Origin of the sequence: Herbidospora solisilvae (assembly GCF_009901565.1) — a bacterium.
Lineage (GTDB): Bacteria > Actinomycetota > Actinomycetes > Streptosporangiales > Streptosporangiaceae > Herbidospora > Herbidospora solisilvae.
Genome location: NZ_WXEW01000004.1, coordinates 247,921 through 262,287 on the forward strand (window position 1 = coordinate 247,921; position 14,367 = coordinate 262,287).

Annotated in this window: 11 protein-coding genes; 6 read left to right on the forward strand and 5 right to left on the reverse strand. The window is 72.5% G+C overall.

Annotated elements, in window-relative coordinates; all coding sequences use genetic code 11:
• Positions 1–18 precede the first annotated feature (18 nt).
• From GT755_RS14465 to GT755_RS14475, 3 genes are read left to right on the forward strand one after another with little or no spacing between them, the layout of a single operon-like run.
• The gene (locus GT755_RS14465) at positions 19–2,016 is read left to right on the forward strand and encodes a sensor histidine kinase (RefSeq protein WP_161480237.1); all 1,998 of its coding nucleotides are present in this window, start codon (positions 19–21) and stop codon (positions 2,014–2,016) included.
• 24 nt (positions 2,017–2,040) lie between these two features.
• Complete coding sequence (locus GT755_RS14470) at positions 2,041–3,477, forward strand: BTAD domain-containing putative transcriptional regulator (RefSeq protein ID WP_161480238.1); 1,437 nt, start codon at positions 2,041–2,043, stop codon at positions 3,475–3,477.
• A gap of 56 nt (positions 3,478–3,533) precedes the next feature.
• On the forward strand, positions 3,534–5,282 hold the full coding sequence (locus GT755_RS14475) for an NAD+ synthase (RefSeq protein ID WP_161480239.1): 1,749 nt from the start codon (positions 3,534–3,536) through the stop codon (positions 5,280–5,282).
• A 20-nt stretch (positions 5,283–5,302) separates the two neighbouring features.
• On the opposite strand, the gene GT755_RS14480 is transcribed toward GT755_RS14475, so the two are convergent.
• Positions 5,303–6,244 (reverse strand): SDR family NAD(P)-dependent oxidoreductase, encoded by a 942-nt coding sequence (locus GT755_RS14480; RefSeq protein ID WP_161480240.1) that lies wholly within the window; start codon positions 6,242–6,244, stop codon positions 5,303–5,305.
• A 103-nt stretch (positions 6,245–6,347) separates the two neighbouring features.
• Between GT755_RS14480 and GT755_RS14485 the strand changes: the two genes are divergently transcribed.
• On the forward strand, positions 6,348–7,205 hold the full coding sequence (locus GT755_RS14485; protein ID WP_161480241.1) for a helix-turn-helix transcriptional regulator: 858 nt from the start codon (positions 6,348–6,350) through the stop codon (positions 7,203–7,205).
• Positions 7,206–7,401: 196 nt separating this feature from the next.
• The gene (locus tag GT755_RS14490) at positions 7,402–8,775 is read left to right on the forward strand and encodes a glycoside hydrolase family 43 protein (protein WP_161480242.1); all 1,374 of its coding nucleotides are present in this window, start codon (positions 7,402–7,404) and stop codon (positions 8,773–8,775) included.
• Here GT755_RS14490 and GT755_RS14495 read toward each other — a convergent pair.
• From GT755_RS14495 to GT755_RS14505, 3 genes are all read right to left on the reverse strand, one after another.
• Entirely contained in the window at positions 8,745–9,368 is a 624-nt protein-coding gene (locus GT755_RS14495; RefSeq protein WP_161480243.1) for a TetR/AcrR family transcriptional regulator, read from the reverse strand. The two genes, GT755_RS14490 and GT755_RS14495, sit on opposite strands and share 31 nt — an antisense overlap.
• 9 nt (positions 9,369–9,377) lie before the next feature.
• Positions 9,378–10,934 (reverse strand): DHA2 family efflux MFS transporter permease subunit, encoded by a 1,557-nt coding sequence (locus tag GT755_RS14500; protein WP_161480244.1) that lies wholly within the window; start codon positions 10,932–10,934, stop codon positions 9,378–9,380.
• Between the two features lie 90 nt (positions 10,935–11,024).
• Positions 11,025–12,227 (reverse strand): MFS transporter, encoded by a 1,203-nt coding sequence (locus tag GT755_RS14505; protein WP_161480245.1) that lies wholly within the window; start codon positions 12,225–12,227, stop codon positions 11,025–11,027.
• Positions 12,228–12,380: 153 nt separating this feature from the next.
• Between GT755_RS14505 and panB the strand changes: the two genes are divergently transcribed.
• Positions 12,381–13,205 carry a 3-methyl-2-oxobutanoate hydroxymethyltransferase gene (gene panB / locus GT755_RS14510; RefSeq protein ID WP_202610033.1) on the forward strand — a complete coding sequence of 275 codons (825 nt, stop codon included), beginning with the start codon at positions 12,381–12,383 and terminating at the stop codon, positions 13,203–13,205.
• Positions 13,206–13,464: 259 nt separating this feature from the next.
• Here panB and GT755_RS14515 read toward each other — a convergent pair whose 3' ends face one another.
• Positions 13,465–14,364 (reverse strand): threonine/serine dehydratase, encoded by a 900-nt coding sequence (locus tag GT755_RS14515; RefSeq protein WP_161480247.1) that lies wholly within the window; start codon positions 14,362–14,364, stop codon positions 13,465–13,467.
• Positions 14,365–14,367 lie beyond the last annotated feature (3 nt).

A 14,367-nucleotide genomic window follows, 5' to 3' on the forward strand; every position in this document is an offset into this window, starting at 1 on the left:
GCAATACCCTGGCCCGAAATGGGAGACAGAGGTTCGGGCCCGGCACTGGTGATCGCGGCCGTCGTCGGCGTGGCCTCCGCCGCCGCCGTCGCCGCCGCGCTGGCGATCCAGTTCGGGCTGCCGCCGCAGAGCCAGGTCGCCTTCGAGCCGACGCCCGACTACACGGCGGGGGTGATGTTCCCCGCTCTCGGCGCCTACATCGCGGCCCGGCGGCCCCGCCTGCCGATCGGCTGGCTGATGATCGCCGGTGGCGTGTTCGAGGCGGTCAGCGTGCTCACCTCCGCGTTGCTGGTGCAGGCCGAGAACGGCGGCGACCTGGACGCGGCGGCCCTGTACCGCATCGTGGGCGCCGGCACGTGGTCGCTGGGCGGCGGCTTCCTCGCGATCCTGGTGCCGCTGTTCGCCATCGGCGGGCGGCGTCCGTCGAAGGGCTGGGGCGTCTTCGGCGTCGTCGCCGCCGTGATCATCGTGGTGCAGACGGCGCTGCGGGTCGGCCGCCCCGAGCCGCCCGCGCCGACGCGGGGCATGTCGTCGGTCATCCCCAACCCGCTCGACTTCGGCATCCCGCGCGAGGTCTGGGTGCCGGTCACCGACACGCTGTGGCTGGCCGAGCAGGGGTGCATCCTGCTGGCGCTGGTCTCGATGGTCGTCCGGATGCGCGGCGCCGACGCGGAGACCCGGCGGGCGGTCGCCTGGCCGGCGCTGACCTTCGCGGTCTACGCCGTGCTGGTGGTGACCGGCGACCCGGCCTTCCACGCCTTCCTGGTGGCCTGGGTCGCGCTCATCCCCGTGTCGATCGCCTTCTCGGTGCTGCGCCACGGCCTGTTCGGCATCGACGACGTGCTCAGCCGGACCGTGGTCGTGGCCGGGACGGTGGCCGGGGTGAGCGCCGTCTACTTCGCCACCGGCGCGGTCTTCAGCCTCATGGCCGCCGAGTACGACATCCTCGCGGGCCTGGCCGCCGCCCTGTTCGCGGGCGCGTTCTACCAGCCGCTGCGCCGCCTGATCCAGCGCGGCATGGACCGGCTCCTCTACGGCCCGGTCGGCGACCCGAGGTTACTGACCGCGCGGCTCGTCGAGGAGGTGCGCAACGCCGACCCGGCGGAGGCGCTGGCCGCCGTGGTCGACGTGGTCCGCGACGGCCTGGCGGTCGGCGGGGCCGCCGTCGAGGTCGTCAACGGCCTCCACCTCACGTCGGGCCAGGTCGGCGCCGCCCCCCGGGAGCTGCCGCTCGTCTGGCACGGCGAACCGGTCGGCCGCCTGCTCCTGGGCGCTCCCGGGGGCGGCAGGTTCGGCGCCGCCCACGACGAACGGGTGGTCGCCACCCTGCTCCCCTACGTCGCCGACGTCGCGCACGCCGTGCGCATGGCCAGCGACCTGCAACGCTCCAGGGAGCGCATCCTGGCGGCCCGCGAGGAGGAACGCCGGCGGCTGCGCCGCGACCTGCACGACGGGCTCGGGCAGACGCTCGGCGCGATGGCGATGACGCTCAACATGGCCCGGCTCAACATCAAGGGCTCCCCCGCCACGGCCGACCACCTGCTCCGTGACCTGCGCTCGGGCATGGACGCGGTGGCCGGCGACATCCGCGAGCTCGTCTACGGCCTGCGCCCGCCCGCCCTCGACGACCTGGGCCTGGTGGAGGCCATCCGCACCCTGGCCGCCGACACCCTCGATGCGGGCACGGCCACCCACGTGAGCGCCGACGGGCCCATGGACGACCTCCCGGCGGCGGTCGAGGTGGCGGCGTACCGGATCGCGCAGGAGGCGCTCACCAACGTGCGGCGGCACGCCCACGCCAAGCGGGTGTCGATCACGCTGGCGCTGGAGGACGGGCTGCTGACGGTCCGGGTCGCCGACGACGGGATCGGGCTGCCCGAGGTGCGCCGGGCCGGGGTCGGCACCGCGTCGATGCGGGAGCGGGCGGCCGAACTCGGCGGCTCGTGCGCGATCACCGCGCCCGACACCGGCGGCACGGTCGTGGCGGCCCGGCTGCCGTTGACCGGCGCCATGTGACGTTGCTCTACGCTTACCACCACCATGGTGATTCTTCGGGCCCTGGGGCCGTTCCAGGCCATTTCCGACGGGCGGCCGCTCGACCTGGGAGGTCAGCGGCAGCAGGCCGTCCTGGCCCGCCTTCTGGTGGCGGGCGGGCGGGCCATTCCCGTCAGCACCCTGATCGACGAGTTGTGGCCGGGGCGTCCGCCCGCCCAGGCCCTGTCGACGATCCAGGGCTACGTGTCCCGCCTGCGGCGGGCGCTGGAGCCCGGCCGGGCGCCCCGTGAGGAGGCCGGGGTGCTGGTCTCGGCCCCGCCCGGCTACGCGCTGCGCGCCGACGTCGAGAACGTCGACGCCTGGCACTTCGAACACCTGGTGAAACGCGACGACGGCGACGACCTGGCGGCCACGCTGACCCGGCTCGACACCGCGCTCGCGTTGTGGCGGGGCCCGGCGCTGGCCGAGTTCGGCGACCTGGCCTGGGCCCAGGCCGAGGCGCAGCGGCTCGACGACCTGCGGCTGATCGCGGTCGAGCGGCGGGCCGACGCGGCCGTCCGGCTGGGCCGCAGCGCCGCGCTCATCCCCGACCTGGAGGCGCACGCCTCCGCCCACCCGCTGCGCGAGGAGGCCTGGCGGCTGCTCGCCCTGGCCCTCTACCGGGCCGGCCGCCAGGCCGACGCGCTCGGCGCGCTGCGCCGGGCCCGCGACGTCCTGCGCGACGAGCTCGGGCTCGACCTGGGCCCCGCGCTCCAGCGGCTGGAGCAGGACATCCTCGGGCAGGCCGCCCACCTCGACGGGCCGGCCGCCCCGCCCGTGTCCGCGCCGAGGCCGGCCGAGGTGCTGCGGGTGGTCGTGGCCGACGACCAGGCGCTGGTGCGCACCGGGCTGAAGGTGGTGCTCGACAGCGAGCCCGGCCTGGAGCTCGTGGCCGAGGCCGAGAACGGCGAGCAGGCGATCCAGCAGGTCCACCTGACCCGGCCCGACGTCGTGCTGATGGACATCCAGATGCCGCGCCTCGACGGCCTCGCGGCGGCCCGGCGCATCCTGGCCGAGAACGACCCGCCGAAGGTGATCATGATGACCACCTTCGGCACCGACGACAACCTCTACTCGGCGCTGCGCGCCGGGGTCAGCGGCTTCGTGCTGAAGACGTCGGCCCCCGAGCAGCTCATCGCCGCGATCCGGGCCGCCGTGGCGGGCGACGCGCTGATCGACCCGGCCGTGACGACCCACCTCATCGCCGCCTTCGCGGGCCGCCACAACCCGGCCGCGCCCGGCGGGCTCAGCGACACCGAGGTCGACCTGGTCCGGCTCATCGCGCGCGGCTTCACCAACCGCCAGATCGCGGTCACCCTGGCCGTCGACGAGCCGGAGGTCGCGGCCGAGGTGACCGGCCTGCTCAAACGCCTCGACCTGATCGACCGGGCCCAGCTCGTCGTGCTCGCCTACGAGACGGGACTCGTCAGCCCCGGAACGTGACAGGGGTGCTTATCGTCACATTGATGAAAATTGGGGGCGCCCCGTAGGCTGGTGCCGTGGCCCAACTCCGCATCGCACTCGCCCAGACCAACCCCGTCGTCGGAGACCTCGCCGGGAACGCCGACCGGCTCGTCGAATGGACCGGCAAGGCCCACGCGGGCGGCGCCCATCTGGTGGTCTTCACCGAGATGTTCCTGACCGGCTATCCGGTCGAGGACCTGGTGCTGCGCGCCTCCTTCGTCGACGCGTCCATCGCGACCCTGGAGAGCTGCGCCCGCCGCCTGGCCGACGCCGGTTACGGCGACCTCCCCGTCGTCGTCGGCTACGTCGACCGCGCCGACCGGGTGGCCCGGGTGGGCCAGCCCAAGGGCGCGCCCCTCGACGCCGCCGCCGTGCTCCACCGGGGCCGCGTGGTCGTCCGCACCGCCAAGCACCACCTGCCCAACTACGGCGTCTTCGACGAATACCGCTACTTCGTGCGCGGCGACCGCCTGCCGGTCTTCCGCCTCCACGGCGTCGACGTGGCCGTCGCGATCTGCGAGGACCTGTGGCAGGAGGGCGGCCCGGTGTCCGTGGCCGGCGCGGCCGGCGCGGGCCTGCTGGTGGTGCCGAACGCCTCGCCGTACGAGCGGGAGAAGGACGACGTGCGCCGGGACCTGTGCGCCCGCCGGGCCCGCGAGGCGGGCTGCGCGCTCGCCTACGCCAACCAGGTCGGCGGCCAGGACGAACTGGTCTTCGACGGCGACTCCCTCGTCGTCGGCGCCGACGGCGCCCTGATCGCCCGCGCGGCCCAGTTCACCGAGGAGCTCCTCTTCGCCGACCTCGACCTCCCCCTGGGCTCGGGCGAGCCCGGAGAGTCGGTGTACGACGCCGGCGACGGCACCACGATCACGGTCGAGCGGGTCGTGCTCTCGGAGGAACCGGTGACCTTCGAGCCGCAGGAGCCGGTCGTCGCCGACCGCCTCGACGACGCCGCCGAGGTCTACGGCGCGCTCGTGCTCGGCGTGCGCGACTACGTGGAGAAGAACGGCTTCCGCTCGGTCATCCTGGGCCTGTCGGGCGGCATCGACTCGGCCCTGACCGCCACCATCGCCGCCGACGCCATCGGCGCCGACCGCGTCCACGTGGTGCTGATGCCCTCGCGCTACAGCTCCGGCCACTCGATCGACGACGCCGAGGAGCTGGTGCGCCGCCAGGGCGTGCACTCCCGGATCCTGCCCATCGCCGACACGGTCGCCGCCTTCGAGAAGGAGGTCGAGCTGACGGGCCTGGCCGCCGAGAACCTCCAGGCCCGGGTCCGCGGCATGTTCCTCATGTCGCTCTCGAACCAGCACGGCCACCTGGTGCTGACGACCGGCAACAAGAGCGAGCTGGCGGCGGGCTACTCGACCCTCTACGGCGACTCGGCGGGCGGCTTCGCGCCGATCAAGGACGTGCCGAAGACCCTGGTCTGGGAGTTGTCGCGGTGGCGCAACACCCAGTCCGACCCGCCGCCGATCCCGGAGAACTCGATCACCAAGGAGCCCAGCGCCGAGCTGCGGCCCGACCAGCGCGACACCGACTCGCTGCCGCCCTACGAGGTGCTCGACCGGCTGCTCGACGACTACGTCGAGAAGGACATGGGCCGCGACGCGCTGATCGCGGCCGGCCACGACCCCGAACTGGTGCTGCGCATCATCCGGCTGGTCGACTTCGCCGAGTACAAGCGCCGGCAGTACCCGCCGGGCCCGAAGATCAGCCCGAAGAACTTCGGGCGCGACCGCCGCCTGCCGATCACCAACAAGTGGCGCGAGATGCCGTCATAACGTCTTCGTCCCGGGCTCCCTCAGGCCTTGGACGCGCCCGCGCGTTCCAGCAGCTCGGTGGTCGCCTCCCACAGGCGCCGCTCCCGGCCCGGGTCGTGGGCGACCGGCCGCACCTCGGCCGGCCGGGTCTTCACCACGAACGCGCCCTCGCGCAGGTGCGCCCATCTGTCGTCGAGGGCCAGCGCGGCCAGCAGCGGCCCCGAGCGCCGCGGCGTCGACACGCCGGGGACACGGCCCAGGGCGCGGCTCATCGCCCGAACCGCCCTGGGGGCGCCGCGGCCCAGCGCGGTGCCGGGCATCCAGCCCGGTTCGAACACCGCCACGTTGATCCCGTCGCCGACGCGTCGCTGCAGCTCATGGGCGTAGTACAGGATCGCCAGCTTGGCGTTGGAGTAGGCGACGCCGAACGCGGTCAGGCCCGGGGCCCGCTCACCGGCGGCCGGGCGGGCGAGCTCGACGGGATCGGCCCACTCGGCCTCGGGCACGCCCAGCAGCCTGCGCCAGAAATTGGCGTGATAGGTGTTCGAGCCGAGCAGCACGACCCGCGCCGGGGTGGTGAACGAGCCGAGCAGGTCGCCGATGAGCTGGGCATGCGCGAGGTGGTTGACGGCGAAGGTCATCTCGTAGCCGTCGGACGAGGCCCGCCGGGTGTCGGCCGACATGGCGCCGGCGTTGGCGACCAGCGCGCGGAGCGGCCGTACGGCGCCGGCGGTGAGCAGGGCGCGCACGGTGGCCGCGGCGGCCCGGACGTCGGCCAGTCGCGACAGGTCGCAGCCGATCTCGTGGACGACGGCGCCATGCGCGCGGGCCTCGTCGGCGACCGCGGTCAAATCCGGCCCGGCTCGGCCGACCAGCAGCAGGTCGGGTCGCCGCCCGGCCGGGCGGCGAGCCATGGCCAGCACGGCGTGCCGGCCCAGGTTGCGGGTCGGGCCGGTGATCAGAACGGTTCCGGGTTCGGTCATGGGCCCAGCCTGCGAGGCCGGCCGGGCCACAGCCATTCGTCCGGTTTTCGTAGGACTGCCAGGGCCAGGACAACCCGGCGCGGGCACGCGCAGAATGGAGAGCGTGGAAGCGTGGGAGTTCGGCCCGACGGTGCGCCGCTGGCGCGACCGGGTGACGCCCTCGGCCGTCGGCGTGCGGGCGGGCCCCCGACGCCGGGCCACCGGGTTGCGCCGCGAGGAGCTGGCCACGCTCGCCGGCATCTCGGCCGACTACCTGACCCGCCTTGAGCAGGGGCGCGCGACCGCGCCGTCGGCGCAGGTCGTGGAGTCGCTGGCCCGGGCGCTGCGCCTGTCCGACACCGAACGCGACCTGCTCTACCGGCTGGCCGGGCACGCCGCGCCCGGTCCGGACGTCGTGCCGTCGCGAGTCACCCCTAGCGTGCAACGGCTGCTCGACCGGCTGGCGAACACCCCGGTCGTCGTGTACGACGCAAGCTGGACACTCGTGCTGGCCAACGAGCCCTACGACGCGCTCATGGGCGAGACGAGCACCTGGCGCGGCCTGGAACGCAACGCCGTCTGGCGCAACGTCGCCCGCCTGCCCACGCGGGTCGTGCACACCCCGCGGGAGCAGGCCGAGCACGAAGCCCGGCTCGTGGCCGACCTGCGCCTGACGGCCTCGCGCTACCCCGCCGACCGCGACCTGCGGCGTCTGATCACCGACCTGGCCTCCGGCAGCCCGCGCTTCGCCGAACTGTGGGACGCCGAGACACCCCCGGCCCCGGCCGACACCTCCCGGCAGAAGACCATCGACCACCCGGCGACCGGCCCGATCACCCTCGACTGCGACACGCTGTTCGTCGCCCGCGACGACCTGCGCATCACCGTCTACACCGCCGAGCCCGGCACGGAAGACGCCGACCGCCTGGCCCTGGCCGTCGTTCTGGGCACGCAGACGCTACAGCCGGGCGCGCCCGTGTAAGTTTCACCGGCGCGGTGCACACGACCCGGCGCGCCTCACCGCGAGCCCGAGGCAGCGGGGCCTCGTGTCCTCGACCGCCGGGGTGCGCCGGGACGGCGCGTTGACGCCCGGTCCGGCGGCCGGATACTCACCGGTACCCCCAGGGGATCGCTCACTCGCGAATGTTAGCGATAACACCCCCAGAAAGGACGCTCCCGTGTCCCTCAGCCGCAGGCAGTTCGGCAAGACCGCCCTCACGACCGCCGCCCTGGCCACCGGCGTGGCCGCCTTCCCCCGCGCCGCGTGGGCGGCCAACACCGCCTACGTCTTCGCCTACTTCACCGAGACCCCCAACCAGTCGGCCTCCAACTACGGCCTGCACCTGGCGGTCAGCCGCGACGGGCTGAACTGGTCGCCCCTCAACCAGAACAACCCCGTCGCCACCCCCACCGCCGGAGAGCAGGGGTTACGCGACCCGCAGGTCTACCGCAAGGCCGACGGCGCCTTCGTGGTGATCGCCACCGATCTCAAGGGCACCAACTTCAGTTCGGTCAGCCAGTATCTGCACGCCTGGGACTCGGTCAACCTGACGGCCTTCACGAACTACCGCCGCCTGCGCATGCACACCACCGGCGGCCACACCTGGGCCCCCACGGTGTTCCGCGACGACTCGCGCGGCCAGTACGGCATCGTCTACTCGTTCAACACCGGGGGCCGCGACGTCCTCGCGGTCAACTACACCGCCGACTTCCAGACGGTCGGCGCCCAGCAGACCTTCTTCAGCCCGAGCTTCAACGTCCTGGACGGCGACATCGTCGTCGACGGCGACACGACGTACCTCTACTACAAGAACCTCAACGACGGGCTGCTCTACGGCGCGCGGTCGTCGACCGGCCAGCCGAACAGCTTCACCACCTACACGAGCGGCCTGCGGCAGGGCAACGCGATCGAGGCGCCGCTGCTGCTGAAGACCAACGAGGGCGGCTGGCGGCTCTGGGGCGACTCCTTCAGCCCGGTCAACAACGACTACTACCTCTGGACGTCGTCGACCATCGGCGCCAACGCCTGGACCGCCGCGAACCAGCGCGACTACACCCCGCCGCTCAACGCCAAACACGGCTCCATCGCCGGTATCACCGACGCCGAGTACACCGCCCTGGTCTCCCGGTGGGGGCTGCCGAGCTGGGTCAGGCTCAAGTCGTACAACTTCCCCGACCGCTTCGTCCGGCACGCCAACCTGGTCGGGCGCATCGACGCCTACCCGTTCGACCCGCACCAGGATCAGCTGTGGCGCATGGTGCCCGGCCTGGCCGACTCGGCGGGGGTGTCGTTCGAGTCGGTGAACCGGCCGGGCAGCTACCTGCGCCACTGGGACTACGCGATGCGCCTGGACGCCAATGACGGCACGGCCGTCTTCCGGGCGGACGCCACCTTCCATCGGGTGGCCGGGCTGGCCGACGGCAGCTGGTCGTCGTTCCGGTCGTACAACTTCCCGGCGCGGTACCTGCGGCACTACGACTACCTGCTGCGCATCGACCCGATCAGCACGGCGACCGACCGTCAGGACGCCACGTTCCGGGTCACGTCGTAGCGGAAGCCGCGCAGCGCCTCGTCGACCAGCCGCTCCGGGAGGTCGCCGGGCACCGGGTAGTCCGGGCCCGACATCTTCGTGTGGAAGAGCATCGCCCCGACCAGCATCGACATCGCCACTTCGATGTCGAGGTCGGGGCGCAGCTCACCGGTCGCCACGCCGCGCCGCAGGACCTGCCGGAAGGCCTCGCGGCGCGGCTCGATGACGAGTTCGCGGAACCGGCGGTAGAGGTCGGGGTAGCGGTCGGCCTCGTTGAGCGCGATGTTGGTGATGCAGCGGTTGCGCAGCTCGCTCGACTCCGACCGCATGATCTTCAGATATTCGATCAGGTCGGCCCGCACGTCGGCGCCGCCGGGCTCCGGCATGGGGAGCCGGAGCGTGGCCAGTGAGTCGACCACCAGGTCTTCCTTGTTCGCCCAGCGCCGGTAGATCGTCGTCTTGCCGACCCCGGCGCGGTTCGCGACCGCCTCGATCGACAACTCCGACACCGTGACGCCCTCGCCGATCATGTCGAGGGTGGCGTCGACGATCGCCTTCTCGGCGCGCTCGCTGCGGGGACGCCCCCGCCCCGCGGATTCCTGAATGGTCGTCATGGCAGTCTTCTATCCTACGGCGCTTTCGGCCTTCACAAGGTCGGGGATGACCGTGGGCGCCGACTTCCCGGGCATCCAGCGGGCCACCACGAAGACGCCGATCAGGGTCATCAGCGCGGCCCCGCCCGACGCCCAGTGGACGCCCGTCACGAACGCCTCGTTGGCGGCGTGCAGCAGCGAGGTGCCCTGCGGGCCCAGGGCCGAGGCGACCCCGGCCGCGCCGGCGATCGACTCCTGGGCGACGTGGCCCACGTCGCCGGGCAGCGCGGCGGCCACGCCCTCCATGTCGTTGCGGTAGCTGGCCGACAGGATCGCGCCCAGGACCGCGATGCCGAGGCACGAGCCGACCTGGCGGAACACGTTGCTCATCGAGGAGCCGACGCCGGCCTTCTCCCGCGGCAGCGCGTTCATGATGGCGGTCGTCGCGGGCGGCAGGATGTTGGCCATCGCGCCGCCCTGGACGAAGCCCAGCACGAGCAGGATCCAGATCGGGGTGTCGACGCCGACGAAGACGTAGGCGCCCAGCACCAGCGTGATCACGGTCATCGCGACGGTGCCGACGAGCTTGGCGCCGTAGCGCTCGACCATGGCGGCGCTGCGCGGGGAGAAGAGGAGCTGGCCGGCGGCGAAGGGCAGCACCAGCGCGCCCGACTGCAGCGGGGAGTAGCCGCGCACGATCTGCCAGTAGAAGGCCATGAAGAACATCACGCCGATGGCGGAGAAGAACGTCAGGCCGACCGTGGTGATCGCGGTGGTGAAGGCCGGGTTGCGGAAGTGGCGGACGTCGAAGGCCGGGTGGTCGGTGCGGGCCTCGTACCAGACGAACCCCGCGAGGATCGCCACGCCGACCGCGACCGGCACGATGACGGTCACGTCGGCGACGGTGCCGAGGTCGCTGATCCGGACGATGCCGTAGACGAGCGAGATCAGGCCGAGGATCGACAGCACCACGCCGATCGGGTCGAGCCGGGCCTTGTGCGGGTCCTTGGAGTCGGGCACCAGGACGGCGTTGAGGACCAGTCCGATCAGCACGATCGGCACGTTGACCAGGAAGACCGAGCCCCACCAGAAGTGCTCCAGGAGCAGACCGCCGGTGATGGGGCCGATGGCGACGGCGATGCCGACCCCGGCCGCCCAGATGCCGATGGCCCGGCCGCGCTCGTGGAAGGGGAAGACGTTGGAGATGATCGCGAGGGTGGCCGGCATGATCGCCGCGCCCCCGACGCCCATGAGGGCCCTGGCGGCGATCAGCTGGTTGGGGTCCTGCGCGTACCCGCTGGCCACCGAGGCCAGCAGGAACAGGGCCATGCCCGCCATCAGCATGCGCTTGCGGCCGAGCCGGTCGCCGAGCACGCCGAAGGTGAACAGCAGGCCGGCGAACGCCAGGGTGTAGGAGTTCATGGCCCATTCGAGCTCGCTCTGGGTGGCGCCCAGTCCGTGAACGGGATCGGCGATCGTCTTGATCGCCACGTTCAGGATCGTCTGGTCGAGCACCACCGCGAGCAGCGAGAACACCATCACGCCGAGGATCTGCCAGCGGCGCGGGTGTCCCGAGTGTGCATCCACGGATGCCCCCGATAACTTTCGATACGATGTCGTTTCGTATCGAAATGTACACCCGGCGAATAACGATACGCAACGGTCGCGTTTCGAAAACTAGGCGGGCACCTTAACGGGTTCCGCCGCCTTGACCGGCATCCGCCAGAACGGCACCGCGACCAGCACCAGCACCAGCCCGATGAGCCCCGCCCCGGTGAACGCCCAGTTCGGGCCCCAGGCGTCGATGATCAGGCCGGCCACCGGGCCCGCCAGCGAGACGCCGATGGTGAGGAACGTCCCGTGCATGCCCATCGATTCCCCGCGCGCGGCCGCCGGGACCGATTTGTTGACGTAGTCGACCGTCGTCGACAACGACGGCGCGCAGAGCAGGCCGCCGGGGATCAGCGCCGGGATCAGCCACCACCAGCCGCCGCCGACGAAACCGACCGGGATGGTCAGCGCGCACAGGCCGCCGATCATGACGAGCGGGGAGAAGCCGCGCGGCAGCACGCCGTAGACGAACCCGCCGACGAGGGAGGCGAAGCACCACAGGCCGATGACGAGCCCGATCCAGGCGGTGTCCCCGGAGCGCTGAAGGGTGGCGACGATCGCCAGATCCGTCGCGGTCAGCACGAAGGTCAGCGCGGCGGTCACCCCGAAGATCGTCAGCACCCGCACGTTCATCCAGTGCCGCGTCGGCACCTTCCTCTGAGGCCCCTCGGCCAGTTCCTCGGCCGACCGGCTCGGCGGGTCGAGCAGGTAGAGCCCCAGCCCCGCCAGGGCGAACCCGACGCCGACGGCCCGCATGGCCACTGTGCTCGACAGCAGGCTCACCGCGGCGGCCCCGACGGCCGGCCCGATCATGTACGACAACTCGACGCACATCGAGTCGAGCGCGAACCCCGTCCGGTGCTGCTCCTTGGGCACCATCGCGGCCACGCACTGCCGGATCAGCCCGAAGACCGGCAGCATCAGCAGCCCGCCCACGAAGGCCGCAGCCACCAGCGCCTCATAGGGCAACGAGGGCGCGGCCAGCCAGAACACCACCTGCGCCAGAGTGGTCACCGCCACGACCGGCCGGACGCCCCGGCGGTCGACCACCCGCCCGAGCAGCGGCGACCCCACCGCGATGCCGACCGTGGAGGCGGCGCTCACCACCCCCGCCTGCAGCGCGGAGACCTCCAACGTGTCGGCCGCGTGCAGCCAGATGGTGAGCCCGGTCGCGGTCGCCGGGATGCGGGTGACCAGCCCCAGAGCCACGAGTGAGGGGACGCCCGGGAGCCGGAACAGCCTCCGGTAAGGTTCAATCGCCGTTTTCATTACTTACGACCTCCGCACGGCATTGTGCCAAGCGGCGGGCTTCTGACAGAACCGGATTACGGGTAGTGGGCGGGGTGTTCTATCCCGATGTCGCATGCGATGATGCGACTGTCCGGGGACGCCACAGGGGCGCCACGAGACCAGGAGGTAGCCATGTCCTCTGCACTTTACGGTGGGGCCGCCGGCCGCCGGGTGACCGTACGCGACATCCAGGCAGCGAAGTCGAGCGGCGAGAAGTGGCCGATGGTGACGGCCTACGACGCCATGACCGCCCGCGTCTTCGACGAGGCCGGCATCCCGGTCATGCTCGTCGGCGACTCGGCCGCGATGGTCGTCTACGGCTACGACTCGACCCTGCCGGTCACGGTCGACGACCTCATCCCGCTCACGGCGGCGGTGGTCCGGGGCTCCTCGCGCGCCCTCGTCGTCGCCGACCTGCCCTTCGGCTCCTACCAGGCGAGCCCCGCGCAGGCGCTGGAGACCGCCGCCCGCTTCATGAAGGAGGCCGGCGCCCACGCGGTCAAGCTCGAAGGCGGCCACCGGGTGCTCCCCCAGGTCGAGGCCCTCGTCTCGGCCGGCATCCCGGTGATGGGCCACCTGGGCCTGACCCCCCAGTCGGTCAACGCGTTCGGCGGCTACCGCGTCCAGGGGCGCGGCCAGTCGGGCGACGAGCTGATGGCCGACGCCAAGGCGCTCGAACACGCCGGGGCCTTCTCGCTGGTGCTCGAATGCGTGCCGACCGACCTGGCCGACCGGGTGACCGCCGCGCTGTCGATCCCGACGATCGGCATCGGCGCGGGGCCCGGCACCGACGCGCAGGTGCTCGTCTGGCAGGACCTCATGGGCCTGACCGAGCGCCCGGCGAAGTTCGTGAAGAAGTACTTCGACCTCCACAGCGAGATGGACCGCGCGGTCCGCGCCTTCGCCGACGAAGTGAGCTCCGGGGCCTTCCCGGCCAAGGAGCACAGCTACAGCTAACCTCACCGGTCACCCCCGTCGCGACACGGACTCCGCCGGGGGTGACCGGGAGGTCCCTTCCTCCGTTACGGCTCCGCCTACAGCGGCCCCGGCCGCCGTCCGCCCGCCACGCCGTATCCGGCGCCGACCACCCGCCTGTGACACCGCCGCCACGACGGAACACGTCGGCGTGAAGGGCTCCCGTCTGACCCGCTCAGACCGGCTTCGAGCAACGACAGGGTCTTGAGCGGCCACGAGGCTGGGCTGGCCGGCGCCGAGTTCAGGCCAATGTCGCCGGGTCGGTGTTCGAGCCGCACACCACGATCGCCGTCGTGCTTCCCGGCGAGGGTGCCCATCGGCCCGACAGGAGCGCCGCGTAGGCCGCCGCGCCCGCGTGCTCTGACGCGACGCGGTGGTCGCGCCACAGGGTCCGGCGGGCCTCGCTGATCGCCTCGTCGCTCACCAGCACGCTCGTCACCCTGTCTTGGAGCACCTCCAGCGCGATCGCGCCCGCCCTGCTGGCCCCCAGCGCGTCGGCGCCCACACCCGAGACGTCCACCTGCACCGGTTCCCGCGCGGCCAGCGCCCGGTGGATCGTCGGGATGAGTTCGGGTTCGACCACGACGACCTCGCCGCCGAACGCCGCCCGCACTCCCCCCGAGAGGCCGCCGCCGCCCGCCGCGACGACGATCGTGTCGAGGCCGGGGACCTGCTCCTCCAGTTCCAGGGCCAGCGTCCCCTGACCGGCGACGACCTCGTGCTGGTCGTAGGCGTGCAGTTCCAGGGCGCCCGTCTCGGCGGCGCGCTTGCGGGAGGCGCCGAGGGCGTCGGCGTAGATGGCGCCGGTCACCACGACCTCGGCGCCGAGCGCGCGCAGACCGGCGATCTTGACCGGCGCGCAGACCTCGGGGACGAAGATCTCCGCCCTGATCCCCAGCGCCCGCGCCGCGTGAGCCACCGCCAGGCCGTGGTTGCCGCCGCTGGCGGCGATCACCCCGGCCGCCGGGAGGTCGGCGGAGAGCATGCGGTTGAAGGCGCCGCGGACCTTGAACGAGCCCGCGTGCTGGAGGCACTCCAGCTTGAGCCAGACCCCGGGGGCGGCCTCGACGACCGGCGTGCGCCGGACGCGCCCGCCGATCACCGAAGCGGCCTCGATCACGTCGTCACGGGTGAGCGTCATCGG

Bases quoted from the DNA above. Each gene is read 5' to 3' on its own strand.
- GT755_RS14505 (WP_161480245.1), bottom strand. From the start codon at position 12,227: ATGAAAACGGCGATTGAACCTTACCGGAGGCTGTTCCGGCTCCCGGGC.
- GT755_RS14480 (WP_161480240.1), bottom strand. From the start codon at position 6,244: ATGACCGAACCCGGAACCGTTCTGATCACCGGCCCGACCCGCAACCTG.
- GT755_RS14470 (WP_161480238.1), top strand. From the start codon at position 2,041: ATGGTGATTCTTCGGGCCCTGGGGCCGTTCCAGGCCATTTCCGACGGG.
- panB (WP_202610033.1), top strand. From the start codon at position 12,381: ATGTCCTCTGCACTTTACGGTGGGGCCGCCGGCCGCCGGGTGACCGTA.
- GT755_RS14495 (WP_161480243.1), bottom strand. From the start codon at position 9,368: ATGACGACCATTCAGGAATCCGCGGGGCGGGGGCGTCCCCGCAGCGAG.
- GT755_RS14515 (WP_161480247.1), bottom strand. From the start codon at position 14,364: ATGACGCTCACCCGTGACGACGTGATCGAGGCCGCTTCGGTGATCGGC.
- GT755_RS14465 (WP_161480237.1), top strand. From the start codon at position 19: ATGGGAGACAGAGGTTCGGGCCCGGCACTGGTGATCGCGGCCGTCGTC.